The sequence below is a fragment of the Georgenia sp. Z1491 genome (genome assembly GCF_049856175.1).
Lineage (GTDB): Bacteria > Actinomycetota > Actinomycetes > Actinomycetales > Actinomycetaceae > JB111.
Map to the genome: position 1 here is coordinate 79,777 of NZ_JBNDNA010000012.1, position 22,044 is coordinate 101,820.

The following is a 22,044-nucleotide window of genomic DNA, read 5'->3' on the forward strand; positions in this document are numbered from 1 at the left end:
GCGGCGCCGCGATCCCTACGTTCGTGATCAGTCCCCGGATCACCGGTGACGGCCCGACGGACAGCATCGTCCGCGGGTCGAGAGCCACACCCCCTTGGAGCGATCATGACCACCACCGACCTTCGCCGCATCGGAGCGGCAGCAGCTGTCCTCGTCCTCGGGGCGGGCATGTCCGCCTGCGCCGGCGACCCCATCCCCGGCGGCGGGCCCGGCGGAACGGGCGGCACGGGCGCCGGCCCGGTCGACCCCGGCCCGTCCACCGCCCCCGAGAGCACCCTGTACGGCGACGGCGTCGCCGACACCGTCCACATCGAGGCCTACGACGGCACCGTCGTCGGCGTCTCCGGCACCGGCACCATGCTCGAGGGCGACGACTGGAACGGCCGCCTCGTGGTGGGTGAGCGCGCGGCGGTCGCGCTCGCCGCGACCTCGGCCGACGAGGACATGGTCATCGAGATCACGGGCAACGGCGTGGACGAGCGCTACGACGACCGCGCCGACCACGTCGAGCTGTTCTCCACCAGCACGAGCACGCTCGACGCCGCGGCGGTGACCGTCCTCGACGCCGGCGTCTACGAGCTCACGATCTCCGAGTACTCCGGCGACGCGACAGCCATGGCCTTCGAGCTCCTCAGCGGCACCGCGTCGATGGACCGGTTCGGCTCCACCGGCGTCGACATCGCCGAGGGCGGCCACGGCCTGGCCATCGTCGACGTCGACACCGGCCCCGCGCTCATCTCGGCCGACAGCCCGGACGTCGACCCGATCCTCCACGTCGTCGACTCGGACGGCTACAGCTGGTCGAACGACGACAACTCCATCGGCCTGTCCAACTGGCGGGCCGCCGCGGTCGAGGCCGACCACCTCGTCGGCCCCGCGGTCGCGATCGTCGAGTCCTGGGCCGGCGACGCGGGCTTCATCTCGCTGGTCGTCACCTGACCCGGCGCCCCTCCGGCACGCCGCGCGCGGCCGGGACGACCCGCGGAGCACCCGCGGTCCGTCCCGGCCGCGTCGTCGATGTCGGCGGCGCGACGTAGGTTGGACGCATGCGCGAGGTCATCGACATCCAGCGGGACGACGCTCCGTTCGAGGTCATCTCCGACTACACGCCCGCGGGCGACCAGCCCAGGGCGATCGCCGAGCTCGTCGAGCGCCTGAACGCGGGGGAGAAGGACGTCGTCCTGCTCGGCGCGACCGGCACCGGCAAGTCGGCCACCACTGCCTGGCTCGTCGAGCAGGTGCAGCGCCCCACCCTGGTGATGGCACCGAACAAGACGCTGGCGGCGCAGCTCGCCACGGAGTTCCGCGAGCTGCTGCCGAACAACGCCGTCGAGTACTTCGTCTCGTACTACGACTACTACCAGCCAGAGGCCTACGTCCCGCAGACGGACACCTACATCGAGAAGGACAGCTCGATCAACGACGAGGTCGAGCGGCTGCGGCACTCCGCGACGAACTCCCTGCTCACGCGCCGCGACACGGTCGTCGTCTCCTCGGTGTCCTGCATCTACGGCCTGGGCACGCCGACCGAGTACGTGGCCCGGATGATGCACCTGAGCCGGGGCGAGCAGATCGACCGGGACGCGCTGCTGCGGCGGTTCGTCGAGATGCAGTACACCCGCAACGACCTCGCGTTCACGCGCGGGACCTTCCGGGTGCGGGGCGACACGATCGAGATCATCCCGGTGTACGAGGAGCTCGCCATCCGCATCGAGATGTTCGGTGACGAGATCGACGCGCTGTCCTACCTGCACCCGTTGACGGGCGACGTCGTCAGCACGCCCGGATCGGTCCACGTCTTCCCGGCCTCGCACTACGTCGCGGGCGCGGAGCGCATGGAGCGGGCGGTCCGGTCGATCGAGGACGAGCTGGCCGAGCGCCTGGCGGAGATGGAGTCGGCCGGGAAGCTCCTCGAGGCGCAGCGCCTGCGCATGCGCACCACGTACGACCTGGAGATGATGCAGCAGATCGGCACGTGCTCGGGGATCGAGAACTACTCCCGGCACATCGACGGCCGCGGCCCCGGTACCGCCCCGCACACGCTGCTCGACTACTTTCCCGAGGACTTCCTGCTCGTCATCGACGAGTCGCACGTCACCGTGCCTCAGATCGGGGCGATGTTCGAGGGCGACATGTCCCGCAAGCGCACGCTCGTCGAGCACGGGTTCCGGCTGCCCTCGGCCATGGACAACCGTCCGCTCAGGTGGGCGGAGTTCCTCGAGCGCATCGGGCAGACCGTCTACCTCTCCGCCACCCCCGGGGACTACGAGCTCGGCCAGTCCGACGGCGTGGTGGAGCAGATCATCCGGCCCACCGGCCTCATCGACCCCCAGGTGGTCGTCAAGCCCACCGAGGGCCAGATCGACGACCTGCTCGGCGAGATCCGGGACCGGGTCGACAAGGACGAGCGCGTGCTCGTCACCACCCTGACCAAGAAGATGGCGGAGGACCTCACGGACTACCTCCTCGAGCGCGGCGTCAAGGTCCAGTACCTGCACTCCGACGTCGACACGCTGCGCCGCGTCGAGCTCCTCAGGGAGCTGCGCACCGGCTCGGCCGACGTCCTCGTCGGGATCAACCTCCTGCGCGAGGGGCTCGATCTGCCCGAGGTGTCCCTCGTGGCGATCCTCGACGCCGACAAGCAGGGCTTCCTGCGCTCCTCGAAGTCGCTCATCCAGACGATCGGCCGCGCCGCCCGCAACGTGTCCGGCCAGGTCCACATGTACGCCGACGAGGTCACCGAGTCCATGGCGTTCGCCATCGAGGAGACGGAGCGGCGGCGGGCCAAGCAGCTCGCGTACAACGAGGAGCACGGGATCGACCCGACCCCGCTGCGCAAGCGGATCGCCGACGTCACCGACATGCTCGCGCGCGAGCAGATCGACACCGCCGAGCTCCTCGAGGGCGGCTACCGCAAGGAGAGCGGTCGGGCTCCCCGGCCGGTGACGCGCACGGGGGCCGACGCGGCGCGCGACCGGCTCGCCGGCAGGGCGGTGTCCGAGCTCGTCGAGCTCATCACCGAGCTCACCGGGCAGATGGAGGCGGCGGCCGGCGAGCTGAAGTTCGAGCTCGCGGGCCGGCTGCGCGACGAGATCGCCGAGCTGAAGAAGGAGCTCCGACAGATGCAGGCCGCCAACGCCTGAGCGCGACATACGTCTCGTCGGAGCGGGCGGGGCCGGAGGCTCCTTCTCGGGTAGCCTCATGCCCGACGGAGGGGAGTATTCCCCCGCAGCGACTGTCGTCACCACGGTGGGCCCGGCCCGCTCGGCAGCGCGGTCCACCCCGGGTGGACGGAAGAGACCTCCGGTACCAGCTGACAGGTCGTACCGGAGGGGTATGCATGGACGTTCACGCGATCGCCTGGATCGGGCTCGCCGCGGTCATCCTCACGATGATCACCATCGACATCGTGGGGCACGTGCGCACGCCGCACGAGCCGAGCCTCAAGGAGGCCGCCTGGTGGTCGATCGGCTACATCGCCATGGGCGTGATCTTCGGGTTCGTCGTCTGGTACTTCTGGGGTGCCGGCTTCGCCGGTGAGTACTTCGCCGGCTACGTCACGGAGAAGTCGCTCTCGATCGACAACCTGTTCGTGTTCGTCATCATCATCGCCGGGTTCCGGGTACCGCGGAAGTACCAGCAGGAGGCCCTGCTCATCGGCATCGTCATCGCCCTCGTGCTGCGGCTCGTCTTCATCCTCGTCGGCGCCGCGCTCGTCGAGCGCTTCGTCTGGATCTTCTTCATCTTCGGCGCGTTCCTGCTCTACACCGCCATCTCCCAGGCGCGCCAGGGCGTCGAGAAGCCGGGCGAGGACGAGGAGTACGAGGAGAACTGGTTCATCCGTCTCATGCGCCGGTTCCTTCCGGTCACCGACGGTTTCGAGGGCGGCAAGCTCCTCGCGCGGCACGGCGGCAAGACCTTCATCACGCCGCTGATGCTGTGCATCTTCGCCCTCGGCGCCGCCGACGTCATGTTCGCCGTCGACTCCATCCCGGCGATCTTCGGCATCACGCAGGAGGCCTACCTGGTCTTCGCCGCCAACGCCTTCTCCCTGCTCGGCCTGCGCCAGCTGTACTTCCTCATCGACGGGCTGCTCGACCGCCTCGTCTACCTCCACTACGGACTGGCCGCGATCCTCGGGTTCATCGCCGTCAAGCTCCTCATCCACGCGTTCCACGGCTACGACCTGCTCATGGGCATCCCGGAGCCGACCATCGCGGTCTCGTTGAGCTTCATCGTCGGGGTACTCGTCATCACCGTCGTCGCCTCGATCGCCAAGAGCCGGTCGATCCGCAGCAGCGGGTCGAGCTCCGGCGACCGCGCCGGCGTCGACGAGTCCTGAGCCGGACGCCCGCCGGGGCGCCCCTCGGCCGGCCGGTCGGGGGCGCCTCCTCGGGCGCCCCCCGGCGCGGGGATCCGCGCACCGCGGGCACGGGCGTGCGGGCGGGCCTACCATCGTGCGGTACCCACCGGGCGGAAGGCTGTGAGCGATGTTCGACGACGGTCTGTTCGGGCCGAGCGCTGAGCCGGACGAACCGACGCCGGACGAGCTGCTCCTCGGCGCGTGCGTCAGGGTCGAGGTGGAGCTCCTCGGTGCGCTGCACGACGCGGGCCTCGTCGACGCCGGGGCGGACGGACCGCCGGACGCCCGCCTGCGTGCGGCGCTCGAGCGCGACTGGCCCGCACCGGGTGACCTGGCGGGCCGCATGCGGGCCGGCGGCAACCTCGCCATCCCGCTCGTGGCCGACCTGCTCGACGCCGCCCCGGAGGACCTGCGGGCCTGGGTCCACCTCGGCGCCACGAGCCAGGACGTCGTCGACACGGCCCAGGCCCTTCTCCTCAAGGAGGCCCTGCGGCGGGTCGCGGCCGACCTCGCGGGAGGGGCCACCGCCGCCGCCGAGCTGGCCGTACGGCACGCCGCGACCGCCCGCGTCGGGCGGACGCTCGGGCAGGCGGCCGTCCCGACGACCTTCGGCCTGACCTGCGCCGGCTGGGCGGTGGGCCTGGACCGCGCGGCGCGGGCGGCGCGGGTCGCCGCCGAGGACCTCGCGCTGTCGCTGGCGGGGGCGGCCGGCACGGCCGGCGTGCACGGCGCCTCGTGGGAGGCGGTCGCGACGGCCCTGGGCCGCCGCCTCGACCTCCCGGTGCCCGACGCCCCCTGGCACACCGAACGCTCCCGGGTGCGGGCGGCGGCCGCGGCGCTGGCGGGCGCGAGTGCCGCGGCGGCGAAGGTGGGCACCGACGTCGCGGCCCTCGCGGTCACGGAGGTCGGGGAGCTCACCGAGGGCGGTGCCGGCGGCTCGTCGGCCATGCCGCACAAGCGCAACCCGGTCCGGTCCGCGTTGCTGCGGGCCGCCGGCATGCGGGCGCCCGGGCTGCTGTCCACCGTCTTCGCCGCCGCGCTGGCCGAGAACGAGCGCGCCACGGGGGCGTGGCACGCCGAGTGGCAGCCGCTCGCCGACCTCGTGCGCCTGGGGCGCGGCTCGGCCGAACGGGTGACGGAGCTGCTCGACCGCCTCGACGTCGACGAGGTCTCGATGTCCGAGAACCTCGACGCCGCACGCCCGCACGTCATGTCGGAGGCGCTGTCGACCGCCCTCGCGCCGCGGCTCGGCCGCTCCGCAGCCCAGCGTGCCGTGGCCGAGGCGCTGTCACCGACGCACGGTCGCCCGCCGACCGACGAGGAGGTGCGTGCCGCCCTGCGGTCCGCCGTCGGGGACGCCCCCGAGCTGGACGACCCTGCCCTGCTCGAGCCCGAACGCGCCCTCTCGGCCGTCCCGGGACTGATCGAGCGCGCCCTGCGATCGTTGAAGGAGAACTCGTGACCACGTCGCTCGCCCACGTCGTCGACGGCCCCGAGGACGCGCCCGTCGTGCTCATGGGGTCCTCCCTGGGGACCGACCGGCGGATGTGGGAGCACGCCGCGGGCGTCCTCGCGCGCCGCTACCGGGTGGTGCGCTACGAGCACCGCGGCCACGGCGCCACCGCGACTCCCGAGGTCGAGGGCCCCGTGACGATCGACGACCTCGGCGCCGACGTCGTCGCCCTCATGGACTCCCTCGGGATCGCGCGGGCGCACCACGTCGGCCTCTCGCTCGGCGGCATGCTCGCGAGCTGGACGGCCCAGCACCACCCCGAGCGCGTCGACCGGCTGGTGATCGCGTGCTCCTCGTCCTGGACGGACACGGCGCAGCCCTGGCGCGAGCGCGCGGCGACGGTCCGGGCCCAGGGGCTGGGCGCGATCGTCGACCCCGTGGTGGCGAGGTGGTTCACGCCCGATCTCGACGACGCCGGCGTGCGCGCCGACTTGCGCGAGAGGTTCCTCGCCTGCGACCCGGAGGGTTACGCCCAGGCGTGCGACGCCATCGCGACGATGGACCTGCGCCCCGGGCTGGCGCGCATCGCGGCGCCGACGCTCGTCGTCGCGGGTGCCGCCGACGAGGCGACCCCGGTGGGCAAGGCCGAGGAGACCGTGCGTGGGATCCGCGGGGGCGGGGGAGACGTCCGCCTCGAGGTCGTCGACGGTGCGGCGCACGTCGCGGCCGTCGAGCAGGCCGGCGTCGTCACCGGGCTGATCGTCGAGCATCTCGACGCCGGCCGACCGGAGATCGCGCGCGGTCAGGCGGTGCGCCGCGCCGTGCTGGGCGACGCGCACGTCGACCGTGCCAGGGGGCGTCAGACGGCGCTGGACACCGACTTCCAGGACCTCATCACCCGCTACGCCTGGGGCGACGTGTGGGCGCGGCCGGGCATCGACCGGCGTATGCGCAGCGCCCTGACCCTGGCGCTGCTCGCCGCGCTCGGCCACGAGGGTGAGCTCGCCATGCACGTGCGGGCGGCCCTGCGCAACGGCCTCACGGTCGACGAGATCCGCGAGGTCCTGCTGCACACCGGGCTGTACGCCGGGGTGCCCGTGAGCAACCAGGCGTTCGCGATCGCCACGCGCGTCCTGCGCGACGAGGGCCTGCTCGATGGCCCGCACCCTCACGACGGGTGAGCGCGATGCTGCCGGCCGAGTGAAAAATCCCCTCACTCGCCGGGTGGAACCGCGCTCGGTCGTCAGGCCTCGAGGACGACGGCGAGGCCCTGCCCGACGCCGATGCAGATCGTGGCCACCCCGATGCCCCCGCCGCGGGCCCGCAGCTGGTGCGCGAGGTGCCCGACGATGCGGCCGCCGGACGCGCCGAGCGGATGGCCGATGGCGATCGCGCCGCCGTGCACGTTGAGCTTGGCCGGGTCGAGGTCCGGCCACAGGCGCAGGCAGGCGATCGACTGCGCGGCGAAGGCCTCGTTCATCTCGACCAGGTCGACGTCCTCCCACGTCCTCCCCGCCCGGGCCAGCGCCTGGTTCGCGGCCTCGACCGGTCCGATGCCGAAGACCTCCGGGGAGACCCCGGAGACGCCGCGCGAGACGATGCGGGCGATGGGCTCGCCCACCCCTGCGGCCTTCTCGCCGCCGACGAGCACGAGCGAGGCGCCGTCGTTGAGCGGTGAGCTGTTGCCCGCGGTCACGGTGCCGTTCTCCGCGCGGAAGGCGGGCCTTAGCGCCGCCAGCGCCTCCAGGGAGGTCTCGGCGCGGACGGACTCGTCCCGGGTGAGCTCGGCGCCGGGCACGGGGACGATCTCGAGGTCGTAGACGCCCGCGGTCCAGGCCTCGTCGGCCCGCCGGTGGCTGGCGAGGGCGAACTCGTCCTGCTCCTCGCGGGAGATCGCATGCTGGTCGGCGAGGATCTCCGCGCCCTCGCCGAGGGCGACGGTCCACTCCTTCGGCATCCTCGGGTTGACCAGGCGCCAGCCGATCGAGGTGGACTCCATCGTCGCGGGCCCGGCGGGGAAGGCCCGCTCGGGCTTGAGGACGACCCACGGGGCGCGGGACATCGACTCCACGCCGCCGGCGAGCACGAGGTCGGCGTCGCCGGCCTCGATCGCCCGGGAGGCCTGGATGACGGCCTCGACGCCGGAACCGCACAGCCGGTTGACCGTCACGCCCGGCACGGTGACGGGGATGCCCGCCAGCAGCGAGGACATGCGGGCGACGTCGCGGTTCTCCTCGCCGGCGCCGTTGGCGTTGCCCATGACGACGTCGTCGATCGTGGCGGGGTCGAGGTCGGGATGCCGCTCGAGGAGGGCGACCATCGTGCTCGCGAGCAGGTCGTCCGGCCGCACGGCGGCGAGCCCCTTGCCGTAGCGCCCGAACGGCGTGCGGACGGCGTCGTAGACGTAGGCGGTCATGCCCGCTCCTCCCGGTTCTCGCCGTCGTCGGCGGTGGTGTCGGTGGCGTCGACGAGGTCGAGGCCGGTGAGCGTGCGCAGCGACTCGACCGTCGTGCCGAAGGTCTCGAGCACCTGAGCCCGGTCGCCGCCCAGCTCGAAGACGGCCTGGTCGGTGTAGAGCCGGGACACGCACGCCAGCCCCGTGGCCGGGTAGGTGAGCTCCTGGACGAGCTTCGAGGTCCCGTCCCTCGTCTCGAGGTTCATCATGACGAACACCTGCTTGGCGCCGATGGCGAGGTCCATCGCGCCGCCGACGGCGGGGATCGCGTCGGCCGCTCCCGTGTGCCAGTTGGCGAGGTCGCCGCCCACGGAGACCTGGAACCCGCCGAGCACGCAGGCGTCGAGGTGCCCGCCGCGCATCATGGCGAACGAGTCCGCGTGGTGGAAGTAGCTCGCGCCGGGCAGCTCGGTCACCGGGATCTTGCCGGCGTTGATGAGCTCGTCGTCGACCTCGTCGCCCTCGGCGGCCGGCCCCATGCCGAGCATCCCGTTCTCGGTGTGCAGGGTGACGCCGTGCGCGGGCGTGAGGTGGTCGGAGACCTTCGTCGGCATGCCGATGCCGAGGTTGACGAACGCCCCGGTGGGGATGTCCTTCGCGACCCGGGCGGCGATCTCGTCGCGGCTCAGGCGTTCGGTGGCGCTCATGCCTCGGGCTCCTTCGTGGCGTCGGGGGCGGCGGCGGCCGGGACGGTGACCACGCGGTCGACGTAGATCCCGGGGGTGACGACGGTCTCCGGGTCGATGCCCCCGGTGGGGACGACCTCCTGGACCTGGACGACCGTGGTCGTTGCCGCCGCGGCCATGACGGGTCCGAAGTTGCGGGCGGTCTTCCGGTAGACGAGGTTGCCGACGACGTCGGAGCGCAGCGCCTTGACCAGCGCGTAGTCGCCCCGGATCGGGTGCTCGAGGACGTACATGCGGCCGTCGATCTCGCGCGTCTCCTTGCCCTCGGCGAGCAGCGTGCCGTAGCCGGTCGGCGTGAAGAAGGCGCCGATCCCGGCCCCGGCCGCGCGGATCCGCTCGGCGAGGTTGCCCTGCGGGACGACCTCGAGCTCGATCTCGCCTGCGCGGTACCGCGCGTCGAAGTGGTGGGAGTCGGTCTGCCGGGGGAACGAGCAGACGATCTTGGCGACGCGACCGAGCTGGATGAGCCGCGCGAGCCCGACGTCGCCGTTGCCGGCGTTGTTGTTGACGATCGTCAGGTCGCCGGCGCCCTGGTCGATGAGGGCGTCGATGAGCTCGACCGGCTGCCCGGCGGTGCCGAAGCCCCCGATGAGCACGGTCGAGCCGTCCGGGATGTCGGCCACGGCCTCGGCGGCCACGTCCGTGAGCTGGGGCATGCGGTGCGCTCCTCGTCGATCGCGTCGTCCGGCGGGGCCGGCTCCACCGGACCATCCTCGGGTGTCGAGCCGGGAATCTCCACCGCGCCCACGGACCGGGCGGTGGACGGGTCCGCGTGGTGGGCCAGGCGGTGCCGCGCGGCGGTCCCCGGCCCGGGCAGGCCGGCCTGCCGTGCCGGCGATGCCACCTGCCGACGGTCGCGTCCCGGTTCTCGTGTGACCGGGACGTCGCTCGAACAGGCGTGCGATTGTCGGTGGGTTGTCCTATCGTTGCCCGAGTGACTGACCGGCTCATCGTCCAGGGCGCCCGCGAGCACAACCTCCGCAACGTCGACCTCGATCTCCCGCGCGACTCCCTCATCGTCTTCACCGGGATGTCGGGGTCGGGCAAGTCGTCGCTGGCGTTCGACACCATCTTCGCCGAGGGCCAGCGCCGCTACGTCGAGTCCCTCTCGTCGTACGCCCGGCTCTTCCTCGGCCAGATGGACAAGCCGGACGTCGACTTCATCGAGGGGCTGTCCCCGGCGGTCGCGATCGACCAGAAGTCGACGAGCCGCAACCCGCGCTCCACGGTCGGCACGATCACCGAGGTCTACGACTACCTGCGCCTGCTCTACGCCCGCGCCGGCACGCAGCACTGCCCGGTGTGCGGGGAGGTCATCCAGTCCCAGACGCCGCAGAACATCGTCGACCAGCTGATGGCGATGCCCGAGGGCACCCGGTTCCAGGTCCTCGCCCCCGTGGTGCGCGGCCGCAAGGGCGAGCACCTCGAGCTGTTCCGCGAGCTCGCCGGCCAGGGCTACGCGCGCGTCCGGGTCGACGGCGAGGTCGTCCCGCTCACCGACGTCCCCGCCCTGGACAAGCGGCGCAAGCACGACGTCGACGTCGTGGTGGACCGCCTCGTCGTCCGCGAGGGCGTCCAGCAGCGGGTGACGGACTCCGTGGAGACGGCGCTCCGGCTCGCCGACGGCATCCTCGTGGTCGACCACGTCGATCTCGACCCGAAGGACCCCGAGCGGGAGCGGAAGTTCTCCGAGCGCCGCTCGTGCCCGAACGACCACCCGCTCACGCTGGAGGAGGTCGAGCCGCGCACGTTCTCCTTCAACGCGCCCTACGGCGCGTGCCCGGACTGCACGGGTATCGGCACCCGGCTCGAGGTCGACCCCGAGCTCATCGTCCCGGACCACGATCTCACCCTCAACGAGGGGGCGATCCTGCCGTGGTCGGGCCAGGGCGACTACTACACGCGGCAGGTCGGGGCGCTCGCCGAGGAGCTCGCGTTCTCCCTCGACGTCCCCTGGCGGGCGCTCCCGGAGCACGCGCGCGAGGCCCTCCTGCACGGCCACGACCACGAGGTCACGGTGCGGTTCCGCAACCGCTTCGGCCGCCTGCGCACGTACACCTCCGGCTTCGAGGGCGTGATCGCGCAGGTCAAGCGTCGTCACGAGGAGACCGAGTCCGAGTGGTCGAAGGAGAAGTACGAGGGCTACATGCGGCAGGTGCCGTGCCCCACGTGCCACGGTGCGCGGCTGCGGCCCGAGGTCCTGGCCGTCACGGTGGGCGGGCGCTCGATCGCCGAGCTGTGCGACCTGTCGATCGCCGACGCCAAGGAGTTCCTCACCGACCTCCCGCTCGACCACCGGGAGGCGACCATCGCGGCCCAGGTGTTCAAGGAGATTCACGCCCGGCTCGGGTTCCTCGTCGATGTGGGACTCACCTACCTCACGCTCTCGCGGCCGGCCGGCACGCTGTCCGGCGGCGAGGCCCAGCGGATCCGGCTCGCCACTCAGATCGGCTCCGGGCTCGTCGGCGTGCTCTACGTGCTCGACGAGCCCAGCATCGGCCTGCACCAGCGGGACAACCGCAAGCTCATCGGCACGCTCTCGCGGCTGCGGGACCTGGGCAACACGCTCATCGTCGTCGAGCACGACGAGGACACGATGCGCACGGCCGACTGGGTCGTCGACATCGGTCCGGGCGCCGGTGAGACGGGCGGTCGGGTCGTCTACTCGGGCCCCTACGCGGGGCTGGCCGACGTCGAGGACTCGATCACGGGCGACTACATCGCCGGTCGACGGGAGATCCTGCTCCCGGCCGAGCGGCGCGACGTCGACCGGAAGCGGATGCTCACGGTGCACGGTGCCACCGAGAACAACCTGCGCGACGTCACGGTCTCGATCCCGCTCGGCGTGCTCGTCGCCGTCACCGGCGTCTCCGGCTCGGGCAAGTCCTCGCTCATCAACTCGATCCTCTACACGGCGCTCGCGCGGGCGCTCAACAGGTCGAAGCAGATCCCCGGACGGCACAAGCGGGTCACGGGCACCGAGCACCTCGACAAGGTGGTGCACGTCGACCAGTCGCCGATCGGTCGGACCCCCCGCTCGAACCCCGCCACGTACACGGGACTGTGGGACATCATCCGCAAGCTGTTCGCCGAGACCACCGAGGCCAAGGTCCGTGGCTACGGTCCGGGCCGCTTCTCCTTCAACGTCAAGGGCGGGCGCTGCGAGGAGTGCAAGGGCGACGGCACGCTGCGCATCGAGATGAACTTCCTCCCCGACGTCTACGTGCCCTGCGAGGTGTGCCAGGGGGCGCGCTACAACCGCGAGACGCTCGAGGTGCGCTTCAAGGGCAAGAACGTGGCCGAGGTGCTCGACATGCCGATCTCGGAGGCGGTCGAGTTCTTCTCCGCCTCCGCCCGCATCACGCGGTACCTCCAGACCCTCGTCGACGTCGGGCTCGGCTACGTCCGTCTCGGGCAGTCCGCGACCACGCTCTCGGGCGGCGAGGCGCAGCGCGTCAAGCTCGCCGCCGAGCTGCAGCGGCGCTCGACCGGCCGCACGATCTACGTCCTCGACGAGCCGACCACCGGCTTGCACTTCGAGGACATCCGTCGGCTCATGCTCGTGCTCCAGGGTCTGGTCGACAAGGGGAACTCCGTCCTCGTCATCGAGCACAACCTCGACGTCATCAAGCAGGCCGACTGGATCCTCGACCTCGGCCCCGAGGGCGGCTCCGGCGGCGGGCTCGTCGTGGCCGAGGGGACCCCGGAGGAGGTCGCCAGGGTCGAGGGCTCCTACACCGGACAGTTCCTCGCCGAGGTGCTCGGCGGTGCCCGGGACCGCGTGCCGGCCTGACCCGGCCCCCACCCGAGCCGGTCCGGTTCGGGGGGTGAGCGGGACGCCGAGGCCGAGCTGCCCGCCCGCGCCCGCCACCGCGGCGGATGGGGAGCACTCCCCACGCCCTGCCGGATGGGCGCCGTCACCTGATCGTTACCGTCGAGCCGGACCGCAGCACGCCGATCGAGGGGACGCACGCCGCATGACCGAGGCCCCGCCGACGACCCCCGAGCAGACCGACCGACGCCTGGCGCTGTTCGAGGCCGCGGAGTGCGGTGGCATCGACGAGCTCCTCACGCACTACGACGACGGCGAGCAGGACGTCCGCCGCCTCGGGCAGCCCCTGCTGCTCGCCGCCCTGGGCAACGCCGACGAGGTCGCGCGTACCCGGATCACCCACTTCCTGCTGGACCAGGGGGCCGAGCCGGTGGCCAACGCCAAGGGCTTCGGACCCCTGCACGTGGCGTTCGCCCGCGGCTGGTCCGACCCCTCGGCGCTCACGCGGGTCGTCAGGCGCCTCCTCGACGTCGGTGCGGACCGGGACGGGCGGACCTACGACTTCCGTGCGCCGTCGCACCTGCTCGCGCTCCTGCGCCTGCCCGAGGAGAGCCTCACCGAGCTCTACGACCTCTGGTTCGGCGGTGAGCCCGTCGATCTCACCACCCCGAACGCGCACGGCGCCGACCCGGTGGTGCTCGTCCGCCGGCTCGGTTCGCGGCCGGTCCTGCTGCGGCGCATGCAGGAGCACCGGGCCGCCCACGCCGACCGTCAGGAGGAGCTGCGGGCCGCGGCGGGCGAGGTCCCGACGTTCCGGAGCCACGTGGGCACGGGCCAGGTCTGCCTGGCCACGCACCACGTCGTCGAGGGGGCCGCGCCCGTCGCGTGGATGATTCGCGAGGAGCCCGCGTGGGAGGGTGACTCCGGCTGGCGGTTCTGGTCGGAGGAGGACGTCCCCCGCTACCGGGACGACACGCGCCAGGTGGTCGTCGTCCCCGTCGACGAGGCTGCCGCCGTCGACCCCTACGTCGTGGGAGCGTGGGGGCTGCCGGTCGGCACCCGACTGCTCGCGCGGCGCGGACAGCAGGGGCGTCAGGTGCTCGACCCCGGCACGATGCGGCCCTCGGCCGCCTACCCGTCCCAGCCACAGGAGACCCGATGAGCCAGCTGCCGTACGGATCGGCCTTCGTCTCGCCCGACGTCGCGCGCCAGCGCGACGAGCAGATCCAGCGGATCAACGACCAGGTCGAGCAGGCCCAGCGCAAGGCGTCCGCGTACGAGGAGTTCGGCCGGCGCGTCGAGGACCTGCGTGCCGTCGGCGTCAGCCGCGACCGCGGGGCCGAGGTGACGCTCGACGTGCACGGCGCCGTCGTCGACCTCGCGCTGACCGAGGAGCTGAGCGACGCGACCCTCGTGCAGATCCGGCAGGACATCCTCGAGGCCAACGACGCGGCGCGGGTCGAGCTCGCGCGACTGGTCCGCGAGCTGGCGGAGGACGTCGGTGGGGTGGACGAGGAGACGGCCGCGTCCCTCGACGCGCTGTACCGTCCGCGGCTCGACGACGGGGACGACGACGGGGACGACGACGGGGACGACGACGGCGTGGGCCGCCGCAGCGACGGGGGAGTGCTCCGATGAACGACACCATCGACATCAACAGCGACGACATCCGGAGCCACGCCACCAGCGTCGACGGCGACCACTCCGGCGTCCAGATGGCGGCCGACGCCGCGGGGAGCGTCAACCTCTTCGACGGCGCGTTCGGCCTCATGTGCACGCCGTTCCTCCCGCCGATCATCAGTCCGCTCACCTCGGCGGTCTCCGAGGCGATCCAGTCGGTGGCCGACGAGATCGACGGCACGGTCCTTCCGCTGAGAGACATGGCGGACGCGTTCGACGAGACCGACGACGACGGATCGGTCGAGTTCGACGCCGTCGACACGACCGTGGAGGTCTGACGTGTCCGCACCGAACCCGCTCGTCGCGCCCGTCGAGGACTCCTCGACCGCGCTCCAGGGCACCTTCATGCTCGAGGGGCTCGAAGGCGTGGTCACGGGCATGCAGAACGAGGACTGGGTGGCCGCGTCGGTCTCCGGGCTGACTGCGGTCCTCGACTTCACGATGTTCGTCGACCCTTTCGGCGCGATCATCTCGATGGGCGTCGGCTGGCTCATGGAGCACTTCCAGCCGCTCAAGGGATGGCTCGACGACCTCACCGGCGACGCCGATGCCGTCACCGCCTTCGCCACCACCTGGACGAACGTCCAGGATCAGCTGATCGAGTCGCAGTCGGCCCTGCAGGGGCATCTCGACGGCCAGATGGGCTGGATGTCCGCCGGTGCGATCACCACGTACCGCGGCGTGCAGCAGCGCAACATCGACGCGCTCGGGTCCTGCGCCGAGGGCGCGGGTTCCGCCGCCCTGGCCCTTCAGGGCGCGGCCATGATCGTCCAGGCCGTGCACGACATCGTGCGGGACGCGATCGCGGAGATCGTCGGCGCGATCGTCAGTGCCGGCCTCAAGGCTCTCGTTCCGCCGCTGATCCCCGAGGCGATCCGCGGGCTCGTCATGAAGGTCTCGAGCGCGGCCGCGCGTCTCCAGCGCAAGATCGACGGCGTCATCCAGTCGGTGAGCGCGCTGCGCGGCTTGCTCGACCGGCTCGACCGGATCATGAAGCGCCTCCCGCGCATCCTCACCAACCCCGGCTCCGTCATCCCGGCCCGGCCGGGCTGGGACGAGCTGACGCCGGGCATGCCGCGCCCGCGCCCGCCGGGCGAGGCGGGCGACCCGGTGCCGGCGTCCCACAACACTCCTGGGTCGAACACTCCTGGGTCGAACACTCCTGGGTCGAACACTCCTGGGGCGAACACGCCGGGCTCGAACACGCCTGGGTCGAACACGCCTGGGTCGAACACTCCTGGGTCGAACACGCCTGGGTCGAACACGCCTGGGTCGAACACGCCCGGGTCGAACTCGCCCGGGTCGAACACGCCCGGCTCGAACAGCCCCGGTGCGGATACTCCTGGGTCGAACTCGCCCGGGTCGAACACTCCTGGGTCGAACACTCCTGGGTCGAACTCGCCCGGGTCGAACACGCCCGGCTCGAACAGCCCCGGTGCGGATACGCCCGGGTCGAACTCGCCCGGTCCGAACACGCCTGGGTCGAACACCCCTGGCTCGAACAGCCCTGGGTCGAACACCCCTGGCTCGAACAGCCCTGGCGTGGACTCTCCGGGGTCGAGCACACCTGGCTCGAGCGCGCCCGCTCCGAACCAGTCCTCCTCGCCGTCGGGCCCGTCGGACGCTGCGCCGGCCTCGTCGGGCGGAGCCGGCCCAGCCGCGCCTGCAGCACGACCAGGTGCCGTGAACGTGGACTCCGCCGCTCCCACACTGCCCGACGCGCGCCCCGCCGCCCCGGCAGCGGCTGCGCCCGACGCATCCGGCTCTGCGGCGCCGAGTCCGGCGCCGCGCGCGGCTCCGCAGCCGGACGGCCCGGTCGTCGCCAACAACCCGTCCAGCTCGTCCGGCGGTGGATCCGGGCAGCCGTCCGGGTCGGGGCCCGCCTCCGGTTCGTCGGCCGGACCCCGACCGGCAAGCTCTGCCGCACCAGGATCCTCGACGGCGCCGAGCAGCCCCGGAACGTCGGGCGGTCCGGGCTCGTCCAACAACGCCCCGAGCTCCCCGGGGACATCGCCCGGTGGCCGGACGCCGGCGGCAGCGGCCCCGAACGCGCCGGCGTCGCCTAGCAGCCCCAGCTCACCGAGCACGCCCGGCTCGTCGAACGGTCCTGGCTCGTCCAGCACGCCGGGTGTGCGTCCGGACTCCCAGTCGCCGGACACCCCCGGTGCGCGGCCCGACTCCGAGACGCCTGCTGCGCGCCCGGAGTCCGAGGGTGCGGACACGCCGTCGGGTCGGAACGACGCGGGGGAGCCCGAGACGCCTGCTGCGCGCCCGGAGTCCGAGGGTGCGGACACGCCGTCGGGCCGGAACGACGCGGGGGAGCCCGAGACGCCTGCTGCACGCCCGGAGTCCGAGGGCGCGGACACGCCGACGCCCCGGCCCGACTCGGAGCCCGAGGGCCCGGGCAACCAGTGGGACCCGGACGAGTCGCCGCGCGACACGGTGCCGCAGAGTCACGACGACGCTCCCGGCAGCTACTCGGACCAGGACGTGGCCGACGCGCTCGACAACGCGCCGCGCAACCAGGACGGCCAGCCGGTCGACCATCGCACGGGCGAGCCGCTGCGGCCGGACGGCCCGGACGGTCGGAACACCCACATGAAGTGGGACCCGGACAACGACGAGTGGGTGCTCGAGAACCCCGGGGGCGGCGCACGGCCCGACGCGCCGGAGAGCGACGCACCGGACGCACCCGACGCACCGGACACCCCGGACGTCGACGACCCGCTGCCGACCTCGGGCGACCGATGGGGCGATGACGTCGCGGACCCGCGCCACCCGCACCACGACGCCCGTCCGGACGACAACGGCTACGTCGGCACGGTCGACCCGGACGTCGAGTCCCCCTCCGGACTCACCGACAGCGGTCGGCTGCAGGACCCGGACGTCGTTCCACCCGAGCTCCAGCCCTTCGTCGACGACGGCTCGATCATCAACGACGACGGGGTGCTGCGCTTCGGTGAGCAGGTCGACATCGAGTTCACCCACTCGAACGTCGACCACAGCGGCGCGGAGTTCGATCGTCAGGTCGAGCTCCAACAACAGAGCCTTGCGCAGCAGAGCGGCCAGGACTGGGACGACCACACGACCGGCTACAGCGATCGGGGACGTACCGGCGAGGCGGACCAGGCGAGCTATCGCGAGAACCAGGTCCAGCAGCGCGCCGACGTGCTCGAGGAACAGGGGCTGTCTCCTGAGCAGGCACGTGCCCAGGCCGACCGGGAGATGTCCGACCAGGCGGTGCTGCACGGCCCCGACCAGGTGGCCGGCGGCAACCCGAACAACTTCACCGGGATGGGGGACGCGGGTGTGAACTCCTCGCTCGGCTCCCAGTGGGGCGGCGAGAGCGGTCGGGCGGCAGACCTCCGCGCGCAGATGGACGCCATCATCGAACGGAGCGGGATCCCGGACGAGCTCCTGGGCGACGTCCGGTTGAACCCGAGGTTCACCGTCGACCACACGGTCGACGTACCGTGACACGGACGGTCCGGCCGGGCACGGGCCACGGCTTCGAGCACGACGGCAGGGGAGCGGGATGACGCAGAAGTTCGGCGAGCACCACGACGAGGTCCAGGCGTTCCTCGACGAGGTGGTCGCGACACCTCGCGCGACCTGGGTCGATCTCATGGCGGGCGACTCGACGGTCCAGGAGCGTCCTGCGGCCGTCAAGGCGATCGTCGGCGGGCTGCCCGCAGCCGTGCGTGGCGCGGTGAGCAGCGCGGCGCTCGAGGCCATCGACGAGGTCGGACTCTCGGACGACGATCTCTCCGGCCGTCGGAGGCGCCAGCTGCGCGACCGCGTCGAGTCGGCGGCGGTCGCCGTCGCCCGCGGGGACGATCTCGCCCCCGAGCACCGCGAGGTGCTCCTCAGGCCGTTCGTCGACACGGGCTTCAGCTCGGTCGGATCGTGAGCCCGCGCTTCCGGACCCTCGACCCGGACGGTCTCGTCCCGGACGGGCCCTGCACCGCGCGGGACCACACGCTGCTCGACCACTCGCGGGGCACGGTCGACAGACGCCGGCCCAGCCGCCGGCTCGAGGAGTATGCAGCGGTCCGGTGATCGGCTGGCAGGCGGTCAGCCGCGCGCGCCTCGAGGCTGAGGGAGACCCGACATCTGGACGGTGAGGGAGAGGTTCTCCCACAGACCGCCCCGATGGAGGTTGGCCTCGACCTCGGGGCCGCCGATCGTCAGCAGCGGGGCGTAGAAGAAGCACTCGTCGATGCCGGGGACGCCGAGGCGGTCGGCGGCGGCCGGGTAGGGCTGCCGCTCGAGGACACCGTCGAGGAACTGGTCGTCGGTCAGGTCCGCGTAGAGCTGGTCCGACTCGAACGCGAGCTGGTCGATCGTCCCGCGCCGGAACCGTGCGACGTGGAACACGGGTGCGATGTACATGACGAGGTCGGCGAGCGCGGTCGTCAGCACGGGGACGGCGGTGGGCGGCATCGTCAGTACGCCGTCGAGCATCTGGTGCGCCCGGTCGGGGTCGACGACGCGCACGTACCCGTCGCCGACGAGCCCGCTGCCCTGCGCCTCCCACACCTCGACGAGGCCGCCCGGCGCCCGGTCGCGCCACCTCTCGATCGTCCCGGGCGCGATCGGCGCCACGGCGTCGAAGCTCTCGAACGTCGTCATCCCAGGTCCCCTTCGTGGCCGGCCCCACCGCGGGCCCGTCACGGAAACTCTTCCACACCGGACGGTCCGACGGTCGCGGGCGTGCAGGTCCGTCCCGGCGACCTCGTTGCCGGAGCGAACGGAGGCCCCGCCGGGAGACGGTGGAGCGTCCTCCTCGTGACCGGCTCCACCTCCGCCTAGACTCTCCGCATGGGCGCACTGCAGACCTTCGACGTCACCGTGGACTGGACGGGTGCCGACGAGAGCGGCACCGCGAGCTACGCCTCCTACTCGCGCGACCACGAGGTACGCGTGGACGGCAAGCCGACGCTGCTCGCCAGCTCGGACCTGCGTGTCCGCACCGACGTCTCGCGCCACAAGGCGGAGGAGCTCTTCCTCGGCGCCGTGTCGCAGGCGCAGATGCTGTGGTTCCTGCGCACCGCCGCCAAGGAGGACGTCGTCGTCACCGGGTACCTGGACCAGGCGACCGCCACGCAGCGGATCGAGGGCGGGGGCTCGGGCCCGTTCACCGAGATCGTCCTGCGGCCGCGGGTCACCTACTCCGGGCACGTGGGGGAGGAGACGGCGGCACGGCTGCACGCCTCGGCGCGGGACCACAACCACCTGGCCCGATCGCTCGGTGTCCCGGTGCGGGTCGAGCCCATCGAGGTGCGCCCGTCCGCGCCCACGGACTGAGCCCCGCGCACGGGCCGAGCGCCGGCCGCCGTACCGCCGCCCATCTCCGCCCGGTCGCGCCACCGGCGGTCGGACCGCCGCCCGGCCCGACCGTCGGCACGCGGACGTAGGCTCGAGCCATGGCCGACCCGTCCGTCTACCGCCCCGCCACGGGCGAGATCCCCACCGACCCGGGCGTCTACCGGTTCCTCGACGACGACCACCGGGTCGTCTACGTCGGCAAGGCCAAGTCGCTGCGGCAGCGCCTGACGAGCTACTTCCAGGACCTCGCCGTCCTGCACCCGCGCACGCGCCAGATGGTGACGACCGCCTCGCGGGTCGAGTGGACGGTCGTGGGCACCGAGGTCGAGGCGCTCACGCTCGAGTACGCGTGGATCAAGGAGTTCGACCCCCGGTTCAACGTCAAGTACCGCGACGACAAGTCCTACCCGTACCTCGCGGTGACGATGGGGGAGGAGATCCCGCGGGCGCAGGTGCTCCGCGGCACCAAGCGCAAGGGCACGCGGTACTTCGGCCCGTACACGCACGCGTGGGCGATCCGGGACACGCTCGACCAGCTCCTGCGGGTCTTCCCGGTCCGTACCTGCTCGCCGGGCGTCTACCGGCAGGCCGCCTCCTCGGGTCGTCCGTGCCTGCTCGGCTACATCGACCGGTGCTCGGCCCCCTGCGTGGGGCGTGTGAGCCCGGACGAGCACCGCGAGATCGCCGAGGAGATGTGCGAGTTCCTCGCGGGCCGCACGGGGCCCTACCTGCGCGAGGTCGAGCGGGACATGCGCGCCGCGGCCGCGGACCAGGACTTCGAGCGCGCGGCACGGCTGCGCGACGACGCCGCCGCCCTGCGGCGGGTCGTCGAGCAGAACGCCGTCGTCCTGCCCGACGGCACCGACGCCGACGTCTTCGGCCTGGCCTCCGACGAGCTCCAGGCCGCCGTCCAGGTCTTCCACGTGCGGGGCGGGCGCATCCGCGGTCAGCGCGGCTGGGTGGTGGACCGGGTCGAGGACATCGACGACGCGGGCCTGCTCACGCAGCTGCTCGGTCAGGTCTACGGCGACGGCCCGGGTGCCCCGGGCGGACGCGCACCGCGCGACCCGCGGTCCGTCGGCACGGCCCGCCGGCGGCCCTCGGACGGCGGGGCGACGAGCCCCGACGACGTCGAGCACACGCCGACGACCGCCGTGCCGGCGGAGGTGCTCGTCCCGCTCGAGCCCGCCGACGCCGAGCAGATCACGGCCTGGCTGGGCGTGCGCCGCGGCGCCCGCGTGCGGGTCCGGGTGCCGCAGCGCGGAGACAAGGCGACCCTCCTCGCCACCGTGACCACCAACGCCGAGCAGGCCCTCACGCTGCACAAGAGCCGCCGCGCCGGCGACCTCACCACGCGTTCGCTCGCCCTGGCCGAGCTCACGGAGGCCCTCGGCCTGGACGCCAGCCCGCTGCGCATCGAGTGCTACGACATCTCCCACACGCAGGGCACCGAGCAGGTCGGGTCGATGGTCGTCTTCGAGGACGGCATGCCCAAGAAGTCCGACTACCGGCACTTCGTCGTCCGGGGCGAGGACGGCTCCGGCGCCCGGGACGACACCGCGGCCATGGACGAGGTCCTGCGGCGGCGGTTCGCCCGGCTCCTCGCCGAGCGGGAGCAGCGGGACGAGCGCGAGCGGACGGCCGACGGGAACGGCCGGCCCACGGACGCAGGGGGCGCGGACCCCGGTGCGTCCGGTCCGATCGAGATCGACGACGACGGCATCCCGCTCGACGTCGGACCCGTCGACCCCGCGACCGGGCGCGCCCGCCGGTTCGCCTACCCGCCGCAGCTCGTCGTGGTCGACGGCGGCGAGCCGCAGGTCAACGCGGCCCACCGCGCGATGGTCGACCTCGGGGTGGACGACGTCGCCGTCGTCGGCCTGGCCAAGCGCCTGGAGGAGGTGTGGCTGCCGGGCGAGCCGTTCCCCGTCATCCTGCCCCGCACCTCGCCCGCGCTGTACCTCCTCCAGCACCTGCGCGACGAGTCGCACCGGTTCGCCGTCACGCACCACCGCTCCCGCCGCTCCAAGCGGCAGACGAGGTCCGTGCTCGACGACGTCCCCGGCCTGGGCCCTGCCCGGCAGAAGGCCCTGCTCAAGACCTTCGGCTCGGTCAAGCGCCTGAGGGTGGCGGAGGTCGAGGAGATCGCGCAGGTCAGGGGGATCGGACCGGCCACCGCCCGGGCCGTCCTCGAGGCGCTGGCGCCGCCCGGTGCGACCGAGGACGCCGGGACGGGGACGGAGGACGCCGGGACGGGTACGGGGACGGGCGAGCGGACCGAGCAGGCGTGATCACTGGCACACTGAG

17 protein-coding genes are annotated in these 22,044 nt (G+C 72.7%); 13 read left to right on the forward strand and 4 right to left on the reverse strand.

Annotated elements, in window-relative coordinates:
- Positions 1–105: 105 nt before the first annotated feature.
- From ACPYO4_RS12730 to pcaC, 5 genes are all read left to right on the forward strand, one after another.
- Positions 106–939, forward strand: a complete 834-nt coding sequence (locus ACPYO4_RS12730; RefSeq protein ID WP_425709619.1) for a hypothetical protein — start codon at positions 106–108, stop codon at positions 937–939.
- 107 nt (positions 940–1,046) lie between these two features.
- Positions 1,047–3,143 (forward strand): excinuclease ABC subunit UvrB, encoded by a 2,097-nt coding sequence (gene uvrB, locus ACPYO4_RS12735; RefSeq protein WP_425709620.1) that lies wholly within the window; start codon positions 1,047–1,049, stop codon positions 3,141–3,143.
- A gap of 197 nt (positions 3,144–3,340) precedes the next feature.
- Positions 3,341–4,342 carry a TerC family protein gene (locus tag ACPYO4_RS12740; RefSeq protein WP_425709621.1) on the forward strand — a complete coding sequence of 334 codons (1,002 nt, stop codon included), beginning with the start codon at positions 3,341–3,343 and terminating at the stop codon, positions 4,340–4,342.
- 148 nt (positions 4,343–4,490) lie between these two features.
- Positions 4,491–5,825 carry a lyase family protein gene (locus ACPYO4_RS12745; RefSeq protein ID WP_425709622.1) on the forward strand — a complete coding sequence of 445 codons (1,335 nt, stop codon included), beginning with the start codon at positions 4,491–4,493 and terminating at the stop codon, positions 5,823–5,825.
- Entirely contained in the window at positions 5,822–6,997 is a 1,176-nt protein-coding gene (gene pcaC, locus ACPYO4_RS12750) for a 4-carboxymuconolactone decarboxylase (RefSeq protein ID WP_425709623.1), read from the forward strand. Before ACPYO4_RS12745 ends, pcaC begins: the two co-directional genes overlap by 4 nt.
- A gap of 62 nt (positions 6,998–7,059) precedes the next feature.
- Here pcaC and ACPYO4_RS12755 read toward each other — a convergent pair whose 3' ends face one another.
- The 3 genes from ACPYO4_RS12755 to ACPYO4_RS12765 are packed head-to-tail and all read right to left on the reverse strand — an operon-like array spanning position 7,060 to position 9,613.
- On the reverse strand, positions 7,060–8,232 hold the full coding sequence (locus ACPYO4_RS12755; RefSeq protein ID WP_425709624.1) for a thiolase family protein: 1,173 nt from the start codon (positions 8,230–8,232) through the stop codon (positions 7,060–7,062).
- Positions 8,229–8,918, reverse strand: coding sequence for a 3-oxoacid CoA-transferase subunit B (locus tag ACPYO4_RS12760; protein WP_425709625.1), 690 nt, complete (start codon positions 8,916–8,918; stop codon positions 8,229–8,231). Before ACPYO4_RS12760 ends, ACPYO4_RS12755 begins: the two co-directional genes overlap by 4 nt.
- A complete protein-coding gene (locus tag ACPYO4_RS12765; protein WP_425709626.1) occupies positions 8,915–9,613 on the reverse strand; it encodes a 3-oxoacid CoA-transferase subunit A in 699 nt (232 codons plus the stop codon). The genes ACPYO4_RS12760 and ACPYO4_RS12765 overlap by 4 nt, the downstream gene beginning before the upstream one ends.
- Before the next feature lie 278 nt (positions 9,614–9,891).
- Between ACPYO4_RS12765 and uvrA the strand changes: the two genes are divergently transcribed.
- The 6 genes from uvrA to ACPYO4_RS12795 all read left to right on the forward strand — a co-directional run bounded on the left by uvrA (position 9,892) and on the right by ACPYO4_RS12795 (position 18,319).
- Positions 9,892–12,750: an excinuclease ABC subunit UvrA gene (uvrA, locus tag ACPYO4_RS12770; protein WP_425709627.1), complete on the forward strand. Its 2,859-nt coding sequence runs from the start codon at positions 9,892–9,894 to the stop codon at positions 12,748–12,750.
- Between the two features lie 184 nt (positions 12,751–12,934).
- The gene (locus tag ACPYO4_RS12775) at positions 12,935–13,891 is read left to right on the forward strand and encodes an immunity protein Imm33 domain-containing protein (RefSeq protein WP_425709628.1); all 957 of its coding nucleotides are present in this window, start codon (positions 12,935–12,937) and stop codon (positions 13,889–13,891) included.
- The gene (locus tag ACPYO4_RS12780; protein ID WP_425709629.1) at positions 13,888–14,367 is read left to right on the forward strand and encodes a hypothetical protein; all 480 of its coding nucleotides are present in this window, start codon (positions 13,888–13,890) and stop codon (positions 14,365–14,367) included. Before ACPYO4_RS12775 ends, ACPYO4_RS12780 begins: the two co-directional genes overlap by 4 nt.
- On the forward strand, positions 14,364–14,687 hold the full coding sequence (locus ACPYO4_RS12785; protein WP_425709630.1) for a type VII secretion target: 324 nt from the start codon (positions 14,364–14,366) through the stop codon (positions 14,685–14,687). The genes ACPYO4_RS12780 and ACPYO4_RS12785 overlap by 4 nt, the downstream gene beginning before the upstream one ends.
- Before the next feature lies 1 nt (position 14,688).
- On the forward strand, positions 14,689–17,886 hold the full coding sequence (locus ACPYO4_RS12790) for a polymorphic toxin type 15 domain-containing protein (protein ID WP_425709631.1): 3,198 nt from the start codon (positions 14,689–14,691) through the stop codon (positions 17,884–17,886).
- A gap of 58 nt (positions 17,887–17,944) precedes the next feature.
- On the forward strand, positions 17,945–18,319 hold the full coding sequence (locus ACPYO4_RS12795) for a hypothetical protein (RefSeq protein ID WP_425709632.1): 375 nt from the start codon (positions 17,945–17,947) through the stop codon (positions 18,317–18,319).
- Positions 18,320–18,483: 164 nt separating this feature from the next.
- Here the strand turns inward: ACPYO4_RS12795 and ACPYO4_RS12800 are convergent, their stop codons facing one another.
- Positions 18,484–19,041, reverse strand: coding sequence for a T6SS immunity protein Tdi1 domain-containing protein (locus ACPYO4_RS12800; protein ID WP_425709633.1), 558 nt, complete (start codon positions 19,039–19,041; stop codon positions 18,484–18,486).
- Between the two features lie 189 nt (positions 19,042–19,230).
- On the opposite strand from ACPYO4_RS12800, the gene ACPYO4_RS12805 reads away from it, so the two are divergent.
- Both ACPYO4_RS12805 and uvrC read left to right on the forward strand, forming a co-directional pair.
- Complete coding sequence (locus tag ACPYO4_RS12805; protein WP_425709634.1) at positions 19,231–19,716, forward strand: OsmC family protein; 486 nt, start codon at positions 19,231–19,233, stop codon at positions 19,714–19,716.
- A gap of 119 nt (positions 19,717–19,835) precedes the next feature.
- The gene (uvrC, locus tag ACPYO4_RS12810) at positions 19,836–22,028 is read left to right on the forward strand and encodes an excinuclease ABC subunit UvrC (RefSeq protein ID WP_425709635.1); all 2,193 of its coding nucleotides are present in this window, start codon (positions 19,836–19,838) and stop codon (positions 22,026–22,028) included.
- The last annotated feature ends 16 nt before the right edge of the window (positions 22,029–22,044 follow it).